This window comes from Pseudomonas sp. P1_C12 (assembly GCF_056406435.1).
Genome location: NZ_JBFUAE010000030.1, coordinates 1 through 20,666, shown reverse-complemented (window position 1 = coordinate 20,666; position 20,666 = coordinate 1). Strand labels below are relative to the sequence as shown.

At 57.1% G+C, this 20,666-nt stretch carries 19 protein-coding genes; 8 read left to right on the top strand and 11 right to left on the bottom strand.

Annotated features, from left to right (window positions below; genetic code table 11):
* Window positions 1-55: 55 nt before the first annotated feature.
* Both AC1D19_RS29400 and AC1D19_RS29395 read right to left on the bottom strand, forming a co-directional pair.
* Window positions 56-379, bottom strand: a complete 324-nt coding sequence (locus AC1D19_RS29400) for an antibiotic biosynthesis monooxygenase family protein (protein ID WP_477765451.1) — start codon at window positions 377-379, stop codon at window positions 56-58.
* A complete protein-coding gene (locus AC1D19_RS29395; RefSeq protein ID WP_477765468.1) occupies window positions 376-1,083 on the bottom strand; it encodes a CTP synthase C-terminal region-related (seleno)protein in 708 nt (235 codons plus the stop codon). The genes AC1D19_RS29400 and AC1D19_RS29395 overlap by 4 nt, the downstream gene beginning before the upstream one ends.
* Before the next feature lie 15 nt (window positions 1,084-1,098).
* Between AC1D19_RS29395 and AC1D19_RS29390 the strand changes: the two genes are divergently transcribed.
* Entirely contained in the window at window positions 1,099-2,040 is a 942-nt protein-coding gene (locus tag AC1D19_RS29390; RefSeq protein WP_477765450.1) for a LysR family transcriptional regulator, read from the top strand.
* A gap of 6 nt (window positions 2,041-2,046) precedes the next feature.
* Here the strand turns inward: AC1D19_RS29390 and AC1D19_RS29385 are convergent, their stop codons facing one another.
* Both AC1D19_RS29385 and AC1D19_RS29380 read right to left on the bottom strand, forming a co-directional pair.
* Entirely contained in the window at window positions 2,047-2,580 is a 534-nt protein-coding gene (locus tag AC1D19_RS29385) for a DUF1003 domain-containing protein (RefSeq protein ID WP_477754437.1), read from the bottom strand.
* Window positions 2,581-2,705: 125 nt separating this feature from the next.
* The gene (locus tag AC1D19_RS29380; protein ID WP_477765449.1) at window positions 2,706-3,317 is read right to left on the bottom strand and encodes a TetR/AcrR family transcriptional regulator; all 612 of its coding nucleotides are present in this window, start codon (window positions 3,315-3,317) and stop codon (window positions 2,706-2,708) included.
* A 215-nt stretch (window positions 3,318-3,532) separates the two neighbouring features.
* Between AC1D19_RS29380 and AC1D19_RS29375 the strand changes: the two genes are divergently transcribed.
* Window positions 3,533-4,591, top strand: coding sequence for an MBL fold metallo-hydrolase (locus AC1D19_RS29375; RefSeq protein WP_477765448.1), 1,059 nt, complete (start codon window positions 3,533-3,535; stop codon window positions 4,589-4,591).
* 23 nt (window positions 4,592-4,614) lie between these two features.
* On the opposite strand, the gene AC1D19_RS29370 is transcribed toward AC1D19_RS29375, so the two are convergent.
* The 3 genes from AC1D19_RS29370 to AC1D19_RS29360 all read right to left on the bottom strand — a co-directional run bounded on the left by AC1D19_RS29370 (window position 4,615) and on the right by AC1D19_RS29360 (window position 6,544).
* Window positions 4,615-4,935, bottom strand: a complete 321-nt coding sequence (locus AC1D19_RS29370; RefSeq protein WP_150756309.1) for a helix-turn-helix domain-containing protein — start codon at window positions 4,933-4,935, stop codon at window positions 4,615-4,617.
* A 206-nt stretch (window positions 4,936-5,141) separates the two neighbouring features.
* Window positions 5,142-5,459, bottom strand: a complete 318-nt coding sequence (locus tag AC1D19_RS29365) for a helix-turn-helix domain-containing protein (protein ID WP_477754433.1) — start codon at window positions 5,457-5,459, stop codon at window positions 5,142-5,144.
* 119 nt (window positions 5,460-5,578) lie between these two features.
* The gene (locus tag AC1D19_RS29360) at window positions 5,579-6,544 is read right to left on the bottom strand and encodes a hypothetical protein (RefSeq protein WP_477765447.1); all 966 of its coding nucleotides are present in this window, start codon (window positions 6,542-6,544) and stop codon (window positions 5,579-5,581) included.
* A 119-nt stretch (window positions 6,545-6,663) separates the two neighbouring features.
* Here AC1D19_RS29360 and AC1D19_RS29355 point away from each other — a divergent pair, with 119 nt between their 5' ends.
* The 5 genes from AC1D19_RS29355 (at window position 6,664) to AC1D19_RS29335 (ending at window position 16,455) form a co-directional block, all read left to right on the top strand.
* The gene (locus AC1D19_RS29355) at window positions 6,664-8,430 is read left to right on the top strand and encodes a SulP family inorganic anion transporter (RefSeq protein ID WP_477765446.1); all 1,767 of its coding nucleotides are present in this window, start codon (window positions 6,664-6,666) and stop codon (window positions 8,428-8,430) included.
* Window positions 8,431-8,603: 173 nt separating this feature from the next.
* Window positions 8,604-12,107 (top strand): alkaline phosphatase family protein, encoded by a 3,504-nt coding sequence (locus AC1D19_RS29350; protein WP_477765445.1) that lies wholly within the window; start codon window positions 8,604-8,606, stop codon window positions 12,105-12,107.
* A gap of 63 nt (window positions 12,108-12,170) precedes the next feature.
* A complete protein-coding gene (locus tag AC1D19_RS29345) occupies window positions 12,171-12,416 on the top strand; it encodes a type II toxin-antitoxin system Phd/YefM family antitoxin (protein ID WP_477765444.1) in 246 nt (81 codons plus the stop codon).
* Window positions 12,417-13,033: 617 nt separating this feature from the next.
* Entirely contained in the window at window positions 13,034-15,139 is a 2,106-nt protein-coding gene (locus AC1D19_RS29340; RefSeq protein WP_477765443.1) for an AAA family ATPase, read from the top strand.
* Entirely contained in the window at window positions 15,136-16,455 is a 1,320-nt protein-coding gene (locus AC1D19_RS29335) for an McrC family protein (protein WP_477765442.1), read from the top strand. Before AC1D19_RS29340 ends, AC1D19_RS29335 begins: the two co-directional genes overlap by 4 nt.
* Window positions 16,456-16,500: 45 nt before the next feature.
* On the opposite strand, the gene AC1D19_RS29330 is transcribed toward AC1D19_RS29335, so the two are convergent.
* The 4 genes from AC1D19_RS29330 to AC1D19_RS29315 all read right to left on the bottom strand — a co-directional run bounded on the left by AC1D19_RS29330 (window position 16,501) and on the right by AC1D19_RS29315 (window position 19,910).
* A complete protein-coding gene (locus tag AC1D19_RS29330) occupies window positions 16,501-16,998 on the bottom strand; it encodes a BRO-N domain-containing protein (RefSeq protein WP_477765441.1) in 498 nt (165 codons plus the stop codon).
* 407 nt (window positions 16,999-17,405) lie between these two features.
* A complete protein-coding gene (locus AC1D19_RS29325) occupies window positions 17,406-18,653 on the bottom strand; it encodes a ribonucleotide-diphosphate reductase subunit beta (protein WP_108215199.1) in 1,248 nt (415 codons plus the stop codon).
* Window positions 18,654-19,180: 527 nt separating this feature from the next.
* Entirely contained in the window at window positions 19,181-19,456 is a 276-nt protein-coding gene (locus AC1D19_RS29320) for a hypothetical protein (RefSeq protein ID WP_477756284.1), read from the bottom strand.
* A gap of 190 nt (window positions 19,457-19,646) precedes the next feature.
* Complete coding sequence (locus AC1D19_RS29315) at window positions 19,647-19,910, bottom strand: DUF2790 domain-containing protein (protein WP_477765440.1); 264 nt, start codon at window positions 19,908-19,910, stop codon at window positions 19,647-19,649.
* 523 nt (window positions 19,911-20,433) lie between these two features.
* Between AC1D19_RS29315 and AC1D19_RS29310 the strand changes: the two genes are divergently transcribed.
* A partial coding sequence (locus AC1D19_RS29310; protein WP_477765439.1) for an acetyl-coenzyme A synthetase N-terminal domain-containing protein occupies window positions 20,434-20,666 on the top strand: 233 nt, incomplete at its 3' end.

Here is a 20,666-nt window from a genome sequence, read left to right as displayed (position 1 = left end):
AAACACTGTAGGAGCGGGCTTGCCCGCGAAGACGGCCTCAAGCACACCACATTATTTACCGGCTGAACCCGTAGGCCCGCTCAACCCGGCACACCCGCGTATGACACCGCGCATACCAGGTCGAGCGCCCACGCTCGCGAATCGCACTGTGCTCCGGATGATGCTTCCACGCCAGAATCGCCGCCTCACTGGCCCAGTACGACACCGTAATCCCAAGCCCATCCTCGCCCCGCGCCGATTCCACCCCGAGAAACCCCGGCTGTTCACAGGCCAGTTCCAGCATCCGAGCGGCTGCTTCTGCGTAACCCTGGTCACCTTCGGTGCGCACCGAGGTGAAGATCACCGCGTAATAAGGCGCGGCTGGCGTATCGGCGATCATGACGACCGCCCCGCACAGGCTTCGACAAAGGCGCCAACCAACGGCGGCAAGACGCCCTTGAGCGCCGCTCGCTCGGGCTGGAACAAGGTCGCGACAAAGAACGGATGACCGCTGAGTTCGACCACGCGCAGTCCTTGTTCAGAATCGTGGCCGACGCTGTGAAGTTCGCGCTTGAGCAGCTCCCTTTCGAACTGCGGATTCACTCCATAGCGACAGCGATAGCCTTCACGAGTCTCGGCGCTTTCGTACGCCTGGGCGATCAACGAGCCTTCACGTAAATGAATGGTATCGACCGCTTCCACCAGCGAGCACGTCAGCGGTGTCAGCAGCGCCCGTGTTGCATCGGGTGAAGTCTCGCCGTGTTCAGCATCCGACCAGCCCAGCACATTGCGCGCATATTCCAGCACCGCGTGTTGAAAACCACCGCAGGTGCCGAGGAAAGGTCGCCGCTGTTCGCGGGCAAAACGGATCGCTCGTAATGCGCCGTCCATGCTCCGGTAAGGGCTGGCTGGTACGCACCAGAAACCGTCGAATGTGTGCAGCGCTGTCTCGGCGTGGATTTCATCGGTGGCCAGCCAGTGCCATTGCAGGTTCAGGCCAGTGTGTTCGGTGACTCTTTCGAGGGCGACGGGAATGGCCTGGTGGGCGGTGACGTGTGGGTCGTAGTCGCCGATCAGGGCGATGCGAATCGGGTTGGTTTCCATGAGGGGCCTCTGCACTTGTTGATTCCTGGTGCCCACTATAGATTGGCGCTCATGCACTCAATATTGGCGTTTTCCCAAGTGATCAATGCAGTGACGCACTATCGATTGGAGTATCCGGACCTGGCCCTGATCCTCGCGCTGGTGCGCGGCGGCTCTCTGGCCCGGGCTGCGCAACTGCTGAAAGTGGATGTCTCGACGGTGTTTCGAGCAGTGCGCCGGCTGGAGGCTGCCCTGGGTCAGCAACTGTTCGAAAAAAGCCGCGCCGGTTACCTGCCCACCACCCTGGCGCAGTCGCTGGCTGAACAGGCCGAGCGCGCTGAGCAGGCGCTGGAGGCGGCGCGTATCGGTGTGGAGCAGGGCGGTGAAGTGATCAGCGGCATCGTGCGCCTGACCTGTACCGATTCGGTCCTGCAAGGTTTGCTGTTGCCGGCGCTGGCGCAGTTCATGCCGAACTATCCGGCGTTGACGCTCGAACTCAGCACGTCCAATGATTTTGCCAATCTCAGCCGCCGGGATGCCGATATCGCCCTGCGCCTGACCCGCACGCCACCGGAGCATCTGGTGGGACGGCGACTGGCGGATATTGCCTACCGCGTGTGCGCCAGCGAGCGCTATCTGCGATCGGTCAACACCACTGACCTGGCCTCATTGACCTGGATCGCCCCGGATGACTTCCTGCCTGATCACCCGACCGTTACCTGGCGTCGTCAAGTCTGGCCGGGCGTAACGCCGGGCTATCGCTGCAACAGCATGCTGTCGGTGACTGAGCTGGTCAGGGCCGGCCTGGGTATAGCGGCGTTACCGGACTTTTTGATCGGCGACGGATTACAGCCGCTGGGCGAGCCATTGCACGGATACGACACCGCGCTGTGGCTGCTGACCCGTCCCGACTGTCGCGCCTTGCGCTCGGTGGTCACCTTGTTCGATGAGTTGGGACGGGCGCTGAAACTGCCGTGAAAGCGTTCAGGTTCTTGGCTCATCCTTGCGCACCAGGTGCTGATGCATTTCCGTGGTCAGGTTTTCGATGCGCTCGGTAAGGCTCTTGGTCATCTCCGTGAGACGGGTGTTCTGCTCAAGCAACTCCAGCAGTTGCGCAGTGTTTTTCGCGGCTTGCGCCTGTCGCTCACTGTTGGCGGTCGCCAGCGCTTCGCGGTGCTGCGCATCGGCCTCGGATTGGGCTTTGTCCCTCGCAGCCTGGCGAGTCTGGGCCAACAGAATCAATGGCGCGGCATAGGCCGATTGCAGGCTGAAAGCCAGGTTGAGCAGGATGAACGGGTACAAATCGAAATGGGTGAAACCGGACAGGTTGAGGCACACCCAGATCACCACGATCAGCGTTTGTGCGCCGAGAAAAGTCGGTGTGCCGAAGAACCGCGCAAAGGCTTCGGCGCGCAGGGCAAACTTGTCATTGCCAAAGGTCGGCGCGAGGTGGGCATGAGGGCGATGGAAACGCAGGTGATCGACGTGGGCGGCGGTTTCGTGGCTCGTGCTGGTCATGATGCTCTCTGTCTGGTGTTGGGACTGAGGCTCACTATAGCCTCAGTGCCAGTTTCATTCTGAAACACATCGCGCCATTCAAATCAGAGCCATCAATCCATCGACACTGCCGTCGACCTTGTCATTTATTGCACCTGATAGCAGGCCAGAAACATGTCCAGCGCGGAATCCGCCACCGTGTTTTGCTCCTTGGCTGACAAGCCGGGTTGCCCCATGGAAATCTGTGGCCAGAATGCAAAGGACTTGAGCAGGCCATGGATCTGTTGAGCGGCGAATTCGGGAGCCACGGGCTTCAATCGGCCATCCGCTTGAGCGGCTCGAATCCACACCGTCAGTCCCTCTTCGCGTTCGCCCATTCGGGCCACCATGTCCTGCGCCCGCTCCGGGGAATGAATCGTTGCCGCAATGGCGACCCGTGCCAGGTCGAGAAAATTGTCATCGCCCAACATTTGCAGTTTGGCCATCAGCAGCGAACGCAACTGCTCGCGCAGCGGCAGGTCGGGACGGTAGGCCGTTTCCTGTTCTGCCGTCACCCGGATCCATAACTGATTGAGGATCTCGGCGAACAACTCTTCCTTGCTGGGAAAGTGGTTGTACACCGTGCGCTTCGACACACCGGCAGTGGCAGCAATCTTGTCCATGCTGGTGATCTCGAAACCGTTGTCACGGAATTCGTTGATCGCGGCTTGAATGATCGCTTGGCGTTTTCGGTCAGTGAGGCGCTGTGGAGCTGTCATAAGTACGCTTCGGCAGGGAGAAGGGGGTAATTACACTCAGCAGTTTACTTGTCATCGACTTTGATGCAACCTAGAAACTACACTGTGCAGTGTAATGTTTTGTTAATCCTGCCCAGTAAAAATAGAAAGTCCGGCTGATGCGTGCGTGCCTTGGCCATTTATCGTCCCAAAGCGGAAAATCGCGTCATGCGCGGTTTTTCTGGAGTCATTCAGTCATGGCCAATTCAACCTCCCCGGCGGACAACGCCTCCACACCTGAAGCGTCCCGACAGGCTCAAGGGCAGTATCAAAACTTCACGCCGGTGCAACGTTTAAGCTTTGGCAAAACCATGGGCATCCTGTGGAACGCGCTGTTCCACAAACCGCAAAACACCCGCCCGAGCGCACCCGTCCCGGTACAAGCCCTGACTCGAGTCGCATTGATCGCCGCGCCCAACCACAGCGTCTATCGCCTGGGCCACTCTACGGTGCTGCTCAAGCTGCGCGACAAGTTCTGGATCACCGACCCGGTCTTTGCCGAGCGTGCCTCGCCGGTGCAATGGGCCGGCCCCAAGCGTTTCCACCAGCCACCGATCAGCCTGGAAGAATTGCCACCGATCGAAGCGGTGATCCTGTCCCATGACCACTACGACCACCTGGATTACCAGGCCGTGCTGAAACTCGCGGACAAGACCAAATACTTCCTTACCCCGCTGGGCGTAGGCGACACCCTGATCAAGTGGGGTATCGACGCCAGCAAAGTCCGCCAACTGGATTGGTGGCAAGGCACGGAAGTCGAAGGCATCCAGTTCATCGCCACCCCGTCGCAGCACTTTTCCGGCCGTGGCCTGTTCGACAGCAACAGCACCCTCTGGGCCTCGTGGGTGATGATCGACGGCGACACACGCATCTTCTTCAGCGGCGACAGCGGCTACTTCGACGGCTTCAAACGCATCGGCGAACAGTACGGCCCATTCGACCTGACCCTGATGGAAACCGGTGCCTACAACGTCGACTGGCCGCACGTGCACATGCAACCCGAACAAACCCTGCAAGCCCACCTCGACCTCAAGGGCCGCTGGCTACTGCCGATCCACAACGGCACCTTCGACCTGTCGATGCACGCCTGGTACGAACCCTTCGACCGTATCCTGGCCCTGGCCTGGGAGCGCAACGTATCGATCACCACACCGCAGATGGGGGAGGCGTTCAACTTGATGCATCCGCAGCGCGGTGGTGCGTGGTGGCTGACGGTGGAAGGGGAGAGTGAGCGGGTGGTGGTGCAGAACGCGTAGAGTGAATAGTTGAGTTGTGGGCCTCAGCTGAAAACCACTTCAATTCGGCCCGCTTTGCGTGAGCGAGGGGCCGATTTGACCACGATTTGCACGTCACGCCCGAGGAGTAACAGGCATTCCATCATCTTGGCCTCGCTGATCCCGCGAAATTTTCCGCGCAACATTTCAGATAGCTTGGGCTGTGACAGGCCTAAAATTTCGGATGCCTGAACCTGGGTCAAATGGCGAGCCTTGATGATTTCGCCAATTTTTGCGGCCAACTGGGATTTGACTCGCATTTCATTGGCGTTCGGTGTCCCGAGGTCTTCGTAGACGTTGCCACTGCTTTCTTCGATTTCAATCATTTTCAATTCATTTCGCATAAATGGGCCCTGTAGGAGCGAGCTTGCTCGCGATGGACTAAAGGGCGACATGTTTAGTCAGGAAATGCGCGCTATCGTTAACGTCCATCGCGAGCAAGCTCGCTCCTACAAAAAAATGATGCCTACACCGTCTTTTGATTTATGCGAAATATACCTATATAGGAATAATCGTCAATCGATGAGTTAGCTCACTCAACCATCGCAAAATCCGCCCGACCAACCGGATTCGGCGTCGACCCTTTCACATTCATCCCTCGACCCGGCGCAAACCCCGGGAAGAACACCAACCCCTCCGATTCGAACCGATAGGCCAACGCCAGGCGCGTGACATCCAGCACCTCCTGGCGTGCCTCGAAGCGTTGAATGGCCTCCACCGAGACTCGGGATTCCCGCGACAGCTCTTGCACACTCCAGCCCAGCATCGCTCGGGCCTGGGCGCAGTGGGCCGGGGTGAATTGGAAGAGGGCGATACGTTCCAGGGTGATTTTCATCGCTTGAGAGGCCATGGTGTTCTCCGGGCTCGAGAGTGTTGGTCAAAATATACTGTGTTTTTGTACAGTTGTTTTGAGCCCGGATCAAACGCATTTTTTGATTTGTCTTTTCAGCCAGACGAACGGCACTGCGCTTATTTGCCCGCCAACCCCGGCGCTTCCCGCACAATAAAGTGATCCAGGTTTTCAATGTTGGCGCTGAACACCCCGAACGTCTGCTCGGGTTTTTTCTTGCTCGGCACCTGCTTCAGCTCGGGCGTTACGCCATAAAAGAAGCAATACAACTCCCGCCCACTCTCGATGGCGTGCTTGATCTCCTCCAGGAACGCCTTGCGCTTGCGGTAGCTGTCGATGAGTTTTTTGCTCAGGTAGACATTGACCGAGTAAGGCTTTTTCTCGAACCAGACCTTCTTCTCGAAGTCGATGCGAAAACTCTGGGTGTAGTCCTTGATCTCCTTGACCTTGCCCCAGTAAATCAGTCCCTTGTTGTCCTGCAGGTATTCGATCTTCTTGAAAAACGACCCATAAGGCGCGGTGTGCTCGCCAATCTTCAGGGGCACGCGCTTGAGCAAATCCTTGTCGTCGAAGTTCGATACGAAACATTCCACCGGATGGGCGAAGACGCTGGTCTTGTCCGGTGCTGATTCCCTGCCTGGTTGCTCGACGTTGCTGGCTACCGAAGGCGTTAGCGACTCATCCCGCACCCCATCCGCCGCGACCTTCGGACTGGACGGCTTACGCACGTACTCACGCCGGGTCAGTAATAATTCCGAGGGGAAATTTTCCTCGCGGCTGTCATCCGTTTCCGCCTCATCCGCACCCGACGCCGGCGACTTCAAACTGACATAAGGGCAACCCTCGACATGTCGCGTACTTGGCAAGTTCTTGAAGTGCGGCGTGCGCACGTAATTCACGTTCTTCGCGTTGAACGTACCCAGCTCATTGGCCGTGTCGAACGCCAGGCGACAGGCATCGTTCGGGCATTGGAAATGTTCCCTGGCGGAATCGAAATCCATCGTCTCGTCGAAATTCAGATCCCGAACGTCGTAGATCGACAACTTGTCGTTGAGGCTGAGGCAGTAGGCGAGGTCGAATTTCATGTCGGGTTCCAGGTCCTTTAGTTGGCCAGCTTCCAGTGATGGCGCATTCGAAGCAATAGCTACACTGAGATCACTTCGATATCGCCGAGTCTGCAGAGTCCATCAAAGAGGGCGGTTTCATGAGCCATTCAGATGCTTCGCCCTCCCTCCCGGAGCCGGGTCGGATAGCCCGCCGGGACGAGCAGACCGGTTGGCGCCGCTGGCTACCGGGACTGGGCATGCTGCGCGAATACCAATGGGCATGGTTGCGTTACGACATCATGGCCGGCCTGGTGCTGACCACGATGCTGGTGCCCGTCGGTATCGCCTATGCGGTGGCTTCGGGCGTGCCGGGCATTTATGGCCTCTACGCGACCATCGTTCCGCTGCTGTTCTATGCCTTGTTCGGCCCCAGCCGAATTCTGGTGATGGGGCCGGATTCCTCCCTGGTGGCCGTCATCCTTGCCGTCATCCTGCCACTCTCCGGCGGCGACCCGCAGCGTGCCGTCGCCCTGGCGGGGATGATGGCGATCGTCTCGGGAGCGGTGTGTATCCTGGCCGGTATCGCACGCCTGGGTTTTATCACCGAGCTGCTGTCCAAACCGATCCGCTACGGCTACATGAACGGCATCGCACTGACCGTATTGATCAGCCAATTGCCCAAACTGTTCGGTTTTTCGATTGAGTCCAACGGTCCATTGAGAGACTTATGGTCCATCGCCTCAGCGGTGATGGAGGGTAAAGTCAACTGGACCACCTTCATGGTGGGCGGGCTCACCCTGGCGGTGATCCTGCTGCTCAAAAGGTGGCCGCGGTTGCCGGGCATCCTGATCGCGGTGGTTGGCGCGACGGTCGCGGTGGGAGTACTCGACCTTGCGACACGCGCCGGCGTGAAGGTCCTCGGTTCGCTCCCGCAAGGCTTGCCCGGATTCGCCATCCCCTGGATCACCAGCGCCGACATCGTCCCGGTTTTGATCGGTGGTTGCGCCGTCGCACTCGTCTCGTTCGCCGACACCAGCGTGCTCTCCCGTGTCTATGCGGCGCGGACCCGAACCTACGTCAACCCGAACCAGGAAATGGTGGGCCTGGGCATCACCAACCTGGCTGCCGGTTTTTTCCAAGGCTTCCCGATCAGCAGCAGTTCGTCACGTACGCCCGTGGCCGAGGCTGCCGGTGCCAAAACCCAACTGACCGGCGTCGTCGGCGCACTGGCGGTTGCCCTGTTGCTGCTGGTGGCGCCGGACCTGTTGCAGCATTTACCGTCCAGCGCACTGGCGGCGGTGGTGATCGCCTCGGCCATTGGCTTGATCGAGATCACCGACCTGCGCCGGATCTATCGCATCCAGCGTTGGGAATGCTGGCTATCGATTGTCTGTACGGTCGGCGTGGCCGTGTTCGGCGCGATCGAGGGCATCGGCCTGGCCATCGTGATTGCGATCATTGAATTCCTCTGGGATGGCTGGCGCCCGTACTCCGCGGTGTTGGGCCGCGCCGATGGAGTCAAGGGCTACCACGACATCAAACGCTACCCCGACGCGCGTCTGATACCCGGCCTGGTCCTGTTTCGCTGGGATGCGCCCTTGTTCTTCGCCAATGCCGAGCTGTTCAGCGACCGAGTGCTGGACGCCGTGGCCGCATCGCCCACGCCCGTGCGCTGGCTGGTGGTCGCCGCAGAACCTGTGACCAGCGTCGACGTGACCTCCGCCGACATGCTCGCCGAACTGGACGACACCTTGCACGCGGCGGGCATCGAGTTGTGCTTTGCCGAGATGAAGGACCCGGTCAAGGACAAGCTCAAGCGGTTTGGATTGTTTGCGCGTTTGGGGGAGACGGCGTTTTTTCCAACGGTCGGGGCGGCTGTGAATAGCTATGTCGCGATGTATTCGGTGGATTGGGTGAAAGGATAGGTGCTCCCGTCATTGGACAAGCCCCCATCGTCTGACTAGCGTTGTCTGGCAGATCGAATCGCCGCATGCCGCTGGCTCAAGCGCCGGATCAGGCGAATTGTCCAGCCATCCAAGCCTTGATTGCCGTGAAACCCGAGAGATCGAAATAGAGACTTCACAGCAAGGAGCGCACCATGCCGAACAACTGGCCCGCCGGGATTGAGCACGTTGTCGTGCTGATGATGGAAAACCGATCATTCGATCATCTGCTGGGGGATTACACCCGCATCAACCTCGCGTGTGACGGTATCGACCGTAACGCGCCCAGCACCAATGCGCTGAAGCTGGCCAATGGTAATTCGACGGTGATCACTCAGGCATCGGAGTTCCCGGAGAACTACAGCCTGTGGGCGCCGCCACCCCCTCTGCCTCCGGCGCTGCCGCCGAGCAACAGCGAGGGTTTCGACCTTGGCCACGAGTTCGTCAACGTAGAGAAACAACTGGGCGTCTCCTTCAAGACCAGCCCGGCCAACCCCACGCTCGCCGGTTTTGCCCAGGACGCCTACGACAAGGCCCGCACCGACCTGAAGGTGTACAAAACCTGGTCGCAATCCATGGCCCAACGGGCGATGAACTACATCCCGTTCGGCGCCACCCCGGCCGACGATACGTTACCGGCAATTCATGGACTGGCACGCAATTTCACCGTGTGTGATCGCTGGTTTTCCTCAGTGCCAGGCCCAACCTGGCCGAACCGTTTTTTTGCCATGCTCGGCAGTTGCAATGGCCACTTGCTGATGCCCTCCACCGGCACGGTACTGGCCGGCATCAAAAGCCTGATCGCACAGTTTGGCGGCGAGAGTATCTTTTCGCTGCTGCGCAACAACGGCCACGACGCGCGAATTTATTCCGACGGCGCCGTGCCGCTGGCGGCGCTGGTCAAGGGTGGTTTGCAGCACCTGAGCATCGACGACTTCAAGTCGGACGTCGCCGGTAACAAACTCCCCGAACTGTCCTGGATCGAGCCGAGCTATGGCCTGCTCAACGGTAAACTCGGGCCAAACGTGTCGCATCATCCGCCTGAAGACCTGCGCTTTGGCGATCAGTTTGTCGGTGAGATATTCAATGCCTTGTCGGCCAACACCGCTGTCTGGAATAAAACCCTGTTCGTGCTGCTGTACGACGAGCATGGCGGCTTCCATGACCACGTGGTGCCGCCGACTTGCGTGGCGACCGGTTCAACGGTCGATGTCCCCTGGAAAAATCCTTTCACCCGGCTCGGCGTTCGTGTACCGGCAATCCTGGCTTCGCCGTGGCTCAAGCCGGGCTTGATCCCCTGGACAGGCGATGTCCAGGCGCAGCATTACGATCACACCAGCCTGCTGGCGTTTCTTTGCGATCACTTCAAATTGCCACGCAGCGCCCTCGGCCCACGGGTGGTCGCCGCGCAGCACTTCGGCAATGCGCCCATCTGGCGCACTGCACCGGGTGTATCGGCTGCGCCAAAGTTGACGGCCACCGTGGTGCCGAGTCGCACCGGGTTGCCATTGATCGAGTCCGAACTGGCGACCCAGAGTCGACAGGTGGTGGACAGCGCTACCGGTTACCTCGACGGCCTCGATCCGGAGCAGATCTGGAAGAGCAGCGCCCAATGGGTCAGCGGTTTTCTCGGCAATCGCAGCCGCGCCTTGGCTGATCCGGGGCAAGCGGCACTCACGCCTGCCGCGCCCAGTGCAGATAGCCTGGAGGCAAAACTGCGGCGCCTGCAGGATTTGATGGTCACTGCCCAAGGGCAAACGGTGCCTCCGGTTGCGGCGCCGGCCAGCAAAGCCCTGGTCGAGCCAGGGGCGGAGGTCGCGCCAACACGGCTGCGTGTTCTGTGCCTGCCCGGTGTCGGGTTCAGCCGGGCAACGGGCGGGCAGGGCGGCATCGACGCGAACTGGCAGGAGCAATGGCGCACATTGATCCGCACTCAACTGGCACAGAACGGTCGCCCCATCGATGACCAGGACATCGACTTTCTGACTTTCGATGACCAGCTCAAGGAAGGACCGGACTTCGCCCAGATCACCCGAGGCCTGGCGATGCTGAGGGCCGACGCCAGGGGCAAGGCCGACGAGAACTTCGGCAGTTGGGGCTTGCCGGTCAACCAGATGTTGCGCACCACGGTGGGCGCCCTCGTGCAATGGATCGAAGACGCCGATTTGCGCACGGAGTTGACTCAACATCTGCTCGCAAAGATCGAGGCATTCAATCCGCAGATCATCTTCGCCCAAGGCCTGGGCAGCCTGATCGGCTACGACGCCCTGCGCCGTTCGGTGGCGAAAAAAGGTTCGGCGCTCAAGCGCATCGATGGCCGAGTATTCGTCAGTTTTGGCTCACCGATCGCACTGCCGCTGGTGATGCGCGAAGTGTGGGGCGGGCGGGTCTTGCGCCTGAGCGAAAACGGCCGAGGCATCCGCCGCTGGTTCCACCTCCATAACCCCAACGACGGCTTGCTGACCCGGCCGATCACTTCGCCGGATTCCGCGCGAGTCGACCTGCAAACCGAATTCACCTTGCCATTGCGCGATGATCTGCTCGACCTCAATCACGCCGCCCAGGCCTACTTGTCGTCACCCACCAGCCAGACCGGCCTCTGGCCGCAACTGGCCCGCGATGTGGTGGCCGCACGGGCACTGGAAGTGCCGGCGTTCCTGTCCCGCAGCGGCCAACGCAAACGCCGCGCCCTGGTGGTCGGCATCAACGATTACCTCGACCCGAGCGCACGCCTCGACGGCTGCATCAACGACACCTACCTGATCAGCCGCATGCTCCAGGAAAGCGGCTACGACGCCGGCGACATCCGTTTGCTGCACGACGCCCGAGCGACCCGGGCCAACTTCGTCGAGCGCCTCGAATGGCTGGTGGAAGGCGCCCGTGCCGGGGACGAGCGCGTGCTGTTCTACTCCGGCCACGGCACTCAACTGCCGGTCTACAGCAGCAGCGGCGAAGCCGACTGCATGGACGAAACCCTGGTGCTCCACGACTTCGACTGGGACGACGAAAGCACCCACTTCACCGACAAACTGTTCCGCCAGTTCTACAGCCACCTGCCATTCGACCCGGACGGCCACGGCGCCAAACTCACCGTCATCTTCGACTGCTGCTACGCCGGTGGCATGACCCGCGGCAACGGCCGCGTGCGCGGCATCACCCCACCCAGCGACATCCGCCACCGCATGCTGCGCTGGGACCCCTACGCCGGCGACTGGGACCGCCGCGTCTACGCCGTCGACGCCGACCGCCGCGACTTCAGCGAACAAGACAACAAAACCCGCGGCCTCACCCGCACCCGCACCACCCAAGGCGCCGCCGCCGGCCTTCGCCCCGAGAAAAAAGCCCAACTGCTGCGCCAGGGCAAACTCTACGGCCACCATGGACCCTACATGCCGCTGATGCTCTATGCGGCGCAGGAGAATGAAAAGGCCAATGAGTATGAGGTGGGGTCGAACAGCTATGGGGCTTTCACTTATGCCTTGGTTGAGCAACTTCGCAAATTGCATCAGGAGGATGCGGCGTTGGGGTTTGATCAACTGATTGAGCGGGTGGGGAGTGTGTTGAGTGCGAGGTCGTTGGGGCAGACGCCGGAGATTGTCGGGCCGAGTGGGGTGAGGGCGGCGGTGTGTCCGTGGCGGATTAGTGGGTTGGGGAGGTGAGGGGGCTGGCCTATCGAAAAGCTACGGCTTCGGCTAGTTTGGCTAACTCCATGGAGGTGCCAAATGACTGAGTGGGTAAAAGTAAACATGCGCGAAGCCAAATCACAGCTTTCTCAACTTGCTGAGCGCGCATGGAATGGTGACAACGTTGTGATTACCAAAAACGGTAAGTCTTACCTGGATCTGTTACCCCATCTCGATACAGCCCGGGCGCGAAAGCCTGGGCGGTTGAAGGGGGCAATTCGGATGTCTGCGGATTTCGACAAGACTCTCGATGATCTAATCGATGGATTTGAGGACCGTCTATGAGGTGCTTGCTGAATTGATGTTTCCCAAGCCGACGCAGATCCCCTGTAGGAGCGAGCCTGCTCGCGATTCGCAAGACCAACGCAGCAACCAAGCCAGCCACCAACCTTGTGGCGAGGGGGCTTGCCCCCGTTGGTCCGCGAAGCGGCCCCAAATGCTGCAACTTGGGTACATCAGATAAACCGAATTGTGCGGATTGACTGCTGCTCGCCTCAAAAAAATGGCTGTCTGAAACTCGGACAGCCAAGAAAATTCAGCGGTCCTGATAACACAGATGTTCCCGAGCCAACCGCAGACCCCCTGTGGGAGCGAGCTTGCTCGCGATGGCATAGGTGAATATGTCGCATAAACAAAGTCTGCCACCGAGTCCCTAAGTGGACTTCGCTCGGCAGAACGACTGTTTGATGATCGGCGGTCGAGTGCTTCTAATCTCCGTAGCCTCGCCTCTCTGTACTGCTTTACCCGTGATAGCAATGTGGTTACCGTTGTAGGATTAATCTCCTGCGGCTGTAGCCTGTTTCCATGGTCGGGTTTTGGTTCCTATAACTCCTACCGACTTTGATCGAGCCGCCACCACGCGATGCCCCTTTTTTGCTCATGTAGCCAAGGAAAGCGACTCGATGACCTCGCCTGCACTCAACCAGATTTTGTTTGGCCCCCCCGGTACCGGGAAGACTTTCGCCACCATCGAGGCAGCGCTAGAAATCCTTGCCCCTGAGTTTCTTCAGACCAACAAAGAAAATCGGGCTGCGCTGAAGAAGCGTTTCGATGAGTTAGCCGCAGACGGACATGTTGAGTTCGTCACGTTTCATCAAAGCTTCAGCTACGAAGACTTCGTTGAAGGCCTACGTGCGGAAAGCGGAGACGACGGGCAATTGCGCTATGAAGTTGTTGATGGTGTGTTCAAAAACTTGTGTACCACTGCCAGCGCTAAAGTCACCCAACAAGCGCCAGCGCCTATGGACATTGAGCAGCGTCGCGTCTGGAAAATGTCATTAGGCAACATTCACGGAGACGATGCGTACATTTTTGATGAGTGCAAAGAAAACAGCTATGCCTTGCTTGGTTACGGCGGGTGCATCGATTTCAGTGGTTGCAAGAGTAGGGAAGACATAGCCCAACGTTTCGCGGAGGCAGGCGAGGTTCTACCTCAAAATGCGTATGGGATTACCGCCGTTTACAGCTTTCTGCTGAAGATGAAAATTGGTGATTTGCTGGTAGTGACCGAAGGGAATAGTAAGTTCCGGGCGATTGGAGAGGTGACTGGCGAGTACCGATGCCTGAGTGGCGAAGATCGTGAGTTCGAGTACGGCCAATGCCGCTCGGTGAAGTGGCTACGAATTTATGAACCGGCCCTGCCACATGATCAACTCATGAATGGAAAGTTCACCCAGCGCACGCTTTACGAATTGAGTCCTGGATCGTTGGACCGCAGTAAGCTGGCTCAACTACTGGGTGCTGAATCTTCGGTTGCTACAACAGAGGTTGGCCCGAGCGAGCTTTTTAAACTGGGTGATAACTTCGGAACCGGTTACGTTGTAACCCATGCTTCTGCCGATATTGTGGAGTTAAGTAAACCTAAAGGTAACCAATTGCCTATAGGTATGAGTATTCTGAGTACGCTTGCAGGCTATGTGCGAGAAGGTCGTTTATCCATTGCAGATATACGCAACCGGCTCTTATTTAAAAAAGTACCGGAAACCAAGCTTGATCCACACTTGGTCAATGGTTATCTCAATGTTTTGCCCGCCTTGGTTGAACACCTCTTGAAGGTTTCGTCTAACCACTCAGCGGTAACGGTAAAAGCTCCGGGAAATGATGCCCGCGTACTGATCATTGACGAAATAAATCGCGGCAATATCTCTCGGATTTTTGGTGAGCTGATCACGTTAATCGAACCTTCCAAACGCGCGGGAGCCGATGAGGCTTTGAGAGTTACACTGCCATACTCGAAGCAGCATTTCAGCGTACCAAGCAATGTCTATCTAATTGGTACTATGAACACTGCTGACCGTTCATTGTCCAGCCTAGATATCGCATTGCGTCGTCGTTTCACTTTCCGTGAAATGCCGCCTAAGCCGGAGTTGCTGAAAGATATTGCCGTGGACGAACTCAATGTTGCCCAACTCCTGATAGTGATGAATCAGCGAATCGAGATGCTGCTTGATCGAGATCATTGCTTAGGGCATGCGTATTTCATGCCGTTAGTGAGTGATCGAACGCTGGAACGGTTGGGGCAAATCTTTCGCGAGCAAGTGCTTCCGTTGCTACAAGAGTACTTTTTTGAAGATTGGCAGCGGATTCAGTGGGTACTCAACGATCATCGAAAATCCCCTGAAAATTGCTTTATCGAACAGCCACCATTCACCCCCGATTCATTGTTCGGCGATCAAGTGGTGCTCAACAACCAAAATAACCAATGGCTTATCAATGAAGAGGCTTTTGCCAGGATCGAGTCTTATTGGGGGGTCATAGATCACCAAGCAACACCTCCAAAGCTGCGGGACGCTATCGAAGCTGAAAAAGGCGATATCCAGATTCGACAACTCGAAAGCGGTTCCATCGAGGTTTTACAGGCTGGGAAGGTTGTTCGCCCCTCTAAGCCTATATTGCGCGACCTAGCGGCAGAGCATGGCCTGATAACACACCATTCAAGTGGCCGTGAGTTTAATACCCGTCATCTCGGTGAGGCAGTTATCAGTGCATTGAAAGGTGTGACGGTGTGAAACCCGTCGTCACGGTCCGTGAATACGCAAGGCTGACGACAGATAACATCACTGCGCCGACGCTGGATATCGCTCAAGTATCAGTTTCCGCCTTCGATTGGTTGTGCAAATTAAATGCTTCTTTCAGCAGCGCTGGGGCTGCGCTGGTTCAGCTTGAGAATCGTTGTTTGCTCAAGCTCGACAACTACGTCGGCGTATTGGAAACCCCCTGTGGTACGCGCCTTGAAATTCTTCCCAAGCATTTCGAGCGAGAGGATTGCATCAAACAGAGCAGAGCGTTGCTGAGGCGCATGATCCAAGCTTCCCTAGATTTACCCACCCGTGAAGTCGGTGCGGCGGATCTTCAGAGTTTCGATGCGCCACTGAGCGAATGGGTCATGGGTCGATTCTTACTGGCTTTGGATCACTTGATCAATCGAGGCCTACGCTTTGACTACCAGCGAGTGGAGGAGGAACAGCGATTCCTGCGTGGTCAGTTAGATGTGGTCAAGCAAATGCGCCAACCCCCTGGTCGACAACACCATTTCCAGATACGACATGAAATTTATTTGCCCGACCGACCAGAGAATCGCTTAATCAAATTCGCGTTAGATCAGGTCTGCAAAGCAACAAAGGATGCTGGTAACTGGCGACTGGCTCATGAGTTAAGAACCGTGTTGTTAGAGGTGCCTACAAGCCGTAACGTGCAGCAGGACTTCAAGCAATGGAGTAACGAGCGACTGATGGCACACTACGCACCGGTGAAACCATGGTGCGAGCTGATCATCAAACAACAGATGCCTTTAGCAGTCGCTGGGGAATGGCACGGCATGAGCTTGTTATTCCCTATGGAAAAGCTATTTGAGCGTTATGTAGCTGCGAGCCTAAATAGGGACCTGCTACATGATGCGCGACTGCTCACCCAAACCCGCAGCAAACACCTGTGTAAACATAGGGATGAAAACTTCTTTCAGCTGCGGCCGGACCTGATGATCCACCATCAGCAGAAAAGCTGGGTGCTCGACACAAAGTGGAAGCGGCTGAGTTCATCGGGAGAGTATAAAAACTACGGATTGAAACAATCAGATTTTTATCAGTTGTTTGCCTATGGTCATAAATATCTATCGGGTAATGGGGAGTTGGTGCTGATCTACCCAAAACAAGCTGCGTTTGATGCCCCATTGCAGGTGTTCGAATTCGCACCACAACTTAAGCTCTGGGTGCTGCCATTTGATTTGGAACAGGGCATCTTGATAGGTGGGCCTGAGGGATTTCCACTGCAATCTCAGTGGTTACAGAAGACCAGTGGTGAGTCGATTGGATGTTCGGCGGGCTAAGTCAATATAGGGTGCAGAAGGTTGCACCCTTTTTGCGACAACCTGTTAAAACAGAAAAAACTGCGAAACCTTCCGCCACCAAGACGTTTGCCGCTGGCCCAGCAGTAAACAAGGCATATCCCGCAACCGAATCCACGGCTCATCCTGCCAATGCAGCAGGCTCAGCGACATTTCTGGCCAATCCAACAAACTCAGCATCGGCCGATGCGAATTGTCCGACTGCTCAGCATCACGTAAGGCCGGCACCACTTGATGAGTGATCCACTCACGCAGCAACCGATTTCCTGGCGCGTAGTGATACACCAACAGCGCATATACGCCGGACTCACTGAGCATCAGCTGCTTTTCTGGTTGCCGGTAATACTCAATCCAAAGCGTGCGGTGCTGGTCTTTGTCTAGCTTGTTGACCATGCGTTCACTTAGATGGAAACCCATCAAGCGGCCGATATCGCGGGCGCAGAACCATGGTTGGTTTTCTAGGAGGAGGGCATGGAGAGGAAGGTTGTGGCGGGCGAAGACTGTTACAGAAAAGAGATCAGACATGACCGATCTCCATGATTCGGAGAGTGACGAGAAGGTTGTGTTCAGGCATATCCATTACCTCTACGTTTGGACTTTGGCGGGCCTGACCCCAACGTAGAGTGGACATAAGAAGCTCCAACGAGCAAAAGCCTCACACAGCCGTACGATAGATCACCAAGGGTGACTGCTCGTCTGTGCAATTGGCTAGCTTTCTACGTTGGGCGTTTCTTAGGCACCTGCAGTAGAGCTTAGGGCTGCTTGGAATGGCCCTCAATACAGAAGGTGCTGGAATACATGTAGGAGATTTAGCTACTACCGAGATTGCGAGTAAGAGTTTTCCTACCTCATAAAAAAAGCCCCGATCAGATCGGGGCTTTTTGGTATTCGATTTGTCGATTCAAGTCGTCAAATCGCTGCAAGCTCTAGAATCAATCCCAGCTCAAAGCCCCACCAGTCTGATACTCAATAACCCGCGTCTCAAAGAAGTTCTTCTCTTTCTTCAAGTCCATAATCTCGCTCATCCAAGGGAACGGGTTAGTCGTCCCTGGATACTCTTCCTTCAACCCAATCTGCGACAAGCGACGGTTAGCGATGAACTTCAGGTAGTCCTCCATCATCGCCGCATTCATGCCCAATACCCCACGAGGCATGGTGTCACGCGCGTATTCGATCTCCAGCTGAGTGCCCTGCAGAATCATCTGCGAAGCTTCTTCCTTCATCTCGGCATCCCACAAATGCGGGTTTTCGATTTTGATCTGGTTGATCACGTCGATGCCGAAGTTCAGGTGCATGGATTCGTCGCGCAGGATGTATTGGAACTGCTCGGCGACGCCGGTCATTTTGTTGCGGCGGCCCATGGAGAGGATCTGGGTGAAGCCGCAGTAGAAGAAGATGCCTTCCAGGACGCAGTAGTAGGCGATCAGGTTGCGCAGCAGTTCTTTGTCGGTTTCGACGGTGCCGGTTTCGAACTTCGGATCGGAGATCGAGCGGGTGTATTTCAGGCCCCAGGTGGCTTTTTTCGCGACCGATGGGATCTCGTGGTACATGTTGAAGATTTCGCCTTCATCCATGGCCAGCGATTCGATGCAGTACTGGTAGGCGTGGGTGTGGATCGCCTCTTCGAAGGCCTGGCGCAGGATGTACTGGCGGCATTCCGGGTTGGTGATCAGGCGGTATACGGCCAGGACCAGGTTGTTGGCAACCAGGGAGTCGGCGGTGGAGAAGAAGCCGAGGTTGCGCATGACGATGCGGCGCTCGTCGTCGGTCAGGCCTTCCGGGTCTTTCCAGAGGGCGATGTCGGCGGTCATGTTGACTTCTTGCGGCATCCAGTGGTTTGCGCAGCCGTCCAGGTACTTCTGCCAGGCCCAGTCGTACTTGAAGGGTACGAGTTGGTTGAGGTCGGCGCGGCAGTTGATCATGCGCTTTTCGTCAACGGCGACACGGGCGGAGGCGCCTTCGAGTTCGGCGAGGCCTTCGGCGACGTCGAGGGAGTCCAGGGCAGCTTTGGCGCGGGCAACGGCGGCGGAGTCAGAAGCGGTCACGGCACGGGCTTCCAGGGCGGCGGCACCGCCGGCGCTGTCGAGACGGTCCATGTTGGCTTCGGTGGCGTGGCCAGCGTTGGCGCTCTTGACTGCTACTTCCGTGTCTTCTTTGTCGAATTCGTCCCAGCTCAGCATGACGTGTCGTCTCCTGCGTGAGGGCCAGTGTGCCCGTGTGAAATTGGATAGGTCGGTTTTTCACACGGCCTTACTGGCCGCGTTGGATCTAAAGGAATTGTTTTTTGCAGCAGCTATACGCAGGCATCAAACAGAAATTTGTACGGGGTTCCGAGAGCCACTGATGGGCGCAGCAAGCTTTGATCGCTTGTGCGGGGCTTCAGACTGGCTTTTCATCCCTGTAAGGGAATATTGCAGGCCCGTTTAAGGCCGCATTATAGGGAAGTTTTGCATGCTGTGGGGCGGCGAAATGGCTCACGGATCGGTCGACGGGGGCGGTTTTTCGTTCGGAGCGAGGGTTTACAGGGCTTTGAACGATGTTGGCGGGGGAAGATTTTTTTTCCTGATTTTTTGCCCTGGATTATTTTTGTTCAAGAAATAACCAGAAAAGGTATTTTTCACTACATCTTGTGTTTCGGTGGGGTTTTCTCAGGCTCCAGACACAACTAAGCCCGACCGAAGTCGGGCTGTGAAGTCACGCTGGCGGATCAGCTCAGGCGAGCGGCACCGATGTGGTCGGCACCATCGGCGGCGAGGCGGGCGGCGCCAGTGCGGTCAGCGCCGTCGGAAGCCAGTTTGCCAGCGCCAATGTGATCTGCGCCATCGGCGGCGAAGGACGCGGAACCGGTGTGGTCGTAACCGTCGGAAGCGACAGCCGCTTCGCTGGTGTAAGCAGCCGAGCCGGTGCGGTCGTAACCATCGGCGGCGAAGGTGTTGGCAGCCAGGACGGAGAGGGTCAGGGCGAGGATCAGTTGGGTTTTCATGGTCGTTGCTCCAGTTTCGCAGGCGTTGTTTGTCTTGGGTTGCAGTTGATACTACGCCGACTATTTCGATTAAAAAGCGCAAATAAGTGCTAAAAACAATCGATTTAATTGATCATTAAGGTTCGGCGCTTCATCTGCCTGATCGAGGCGGGTGGGTCGAACCTTATTGGGGGAGGGGTGAAGCAGGGGATCAGCCGTTAGAGCAGCCATTGCCCATCGCGCTGTAGCGCAGGATATGCCGTTGACCGTGGGAATCTTCGTATTCCATTTTCATGGGGACAACTTCACACACGTTCGGTGCTTCGCTCATCGAGATCACTTTGGCGATGTCCAGATTCATCGAGTAAGTGTATTCCTCAACGGGCGGTTGTTGCTGGGCGACATCAGTCGGGACCTCGCCGGCCATGGCGGTCAGGCACACGCTGCTGAGGGCCAGAACCAATAAAGCTTTCATTTAATTTTTACCTTTTAGAGATCGAAAGGGGGCACGCAATCTTTTTGGGATTGCGTGTGGAACTTCAGTACCAGGGTGTTTGATTAACTGCCTTCGTGGGGGCTGTAACTGGGTTAATCAGGTTGCCTTGTTGGCGTGGCGGATTTTAGGCGTGGGCGCTTCGTCCATATAGCCGTGGTTTTGATAAACACCTTTGACAGATTTCGTAACAATCCCCGAAATTCAGGTGATGTGCACGCGTAGGAGCTGCCGAAGGCTCGGGCCGCGTTCGGACGATCATTTGATCTCGCTTTCGATTCTGATTTTTAAGATCAAGGTCAAAAGATCGTCCGAACGCGGCCCGAGCCTTCGGCAGCTCCTACCTCGTTTGGAGTACGACGGTTTATCCCCGGTGTGACAGGGTAGATGGCTATTTCAGCGCATTTTGTAGGGGCTTGTTACTACCATCGTCGAATGGTTCTATAGGCCCGGCCCGGCTAAAACGTGGTCATACAAAAACAACTATTCCACCGAGGTAAGAAAGATGAGTGCGGCTTCCCTGTATCCCGTTCGTCCCGAGGTTCTGGCTAACACGCTGACCGACGAGGCGACCTACAAGGCCATGTACCAGCAGTCGGTCGTCAACCCGGACGGCTTCTGGCGCGAGCAAGCCAAGCGCCTCGACTGGATCAAGCCTTTCACCACGGTGAAGCAGACTTCCTTCGACGATCACCATGTCGACATCAAGTGGTTCGCCGACGGCACCCTGAACGTGTC

Coding starts and splice junctions, on each gene's coding strand:
- AC1D19_RS29400 (WP_477765451.1), bottom strand. CDS start 379: ATGATCGCCGATACGCCAGCCGCGCCTTATTACGCGGTGATCTTCACC.
- AC1D19_RS29395 (WP_477765468.1), bottom strand. CDS start 1,083: ATGGAAACCAACCCGATTCGCATCGCCCTGATCGGCGACTACGACCCA.
- AC1D19_RS29385 (WP_477754437.1), bottom strand. CDS start 2,580: ATGACCAGCACGAGCCACGAAACCGCCGCCCACGTCGATCACCTGCGT.
- AC1D19_RS29380 (WP_477765449.1), bottom strand. CDS start 3,317: ATGACAGCTCCACAGCGCCTCACTGACCGAAAACGCCAAGCGATCATT.
- AC1D19_RS29375 (WP_477765448.1), top strand. CDS start 3,533: ATGGCCAATTCAACCTCCCCGGCGGACAACGCCTCCACACCTGAAGCG.
- AC1D19_RS29370 (WP_150756309.1), bottom strand. CDS start 4,935: ATGATTGAAATCGAAGAAAGCAGTGGCAACGTCTACGAAGACCTCGGG.
- AC1D19_RS29365 (WP_477754433.1), bottom strand. CDS start 5,459: ATGGCCTCTCAAGCGATGAAAATCACCCTGGAACGTATCGCCCTCTTC.
- AC1D19_RS29360 (WP_477765447.1), bottom strand. CDS start 6,544: ATGAAATTCGACCTCGCCTACTGCCTCAGCCTCAACGACAAGTTGTCG.
- AC1D19_RS29355 (WP_477765446.1), top strand. CDS start 6,664: ATGAGCCATTCAGATGCTTCGCCCTCCCTCCCGGAGCCGGGTCGGATA.
- AC1D19_RS29350 (WP_477765445.1), top strand. CDS start 8,604: ATGCCGAACAACTGGCCCGCCGGGATTGAGCACGTTGTCGTGCTGATG.
- AC1D19_RS29345 (WP_477765444.1), top strand. CDS start 12,171: ATGACTGAGTGGGTAAAAGTAAACATGCGCGAAGCCAAATCACAGCTT.
- AC1D19_RS29340 (WP_477765443.1), top strand. CDS start 13,034: ATGACCTCGCCTGCACTCAACCAGATTTTGTTTGGCCCCCCCGGTACC.
- AC1D19_RS29330 (WP_477765441.1), bottom strand. CDS start 16,998: ATGTCTGATCTCTTTTCTGTAACAGTCTTCGCCCGCCACAACCTTCCT.
- AC1D19_RS29325 (WP_108215199.1), bottom strand. CDS start 18,653: ATGCTGAGCTGGGACGAATTCGACAAAGAAGACACGGAAGTAGCAGTC.
- AC1D19_RS29320 (WP_477756284.1), bottom strand. CDS start 19,456: ATGAAAACCCAACTGATCCTCGCCCTGACCCTCTCCGTCCTGGCTGCC.
- AC1D19_RS29315 (WP_477765440.1), bottom strand. CDS start 19,910: ATGAAAGCTTTATTGGTTCTGGCCCTCAGCAGCGTGTGCCTGACCGCC.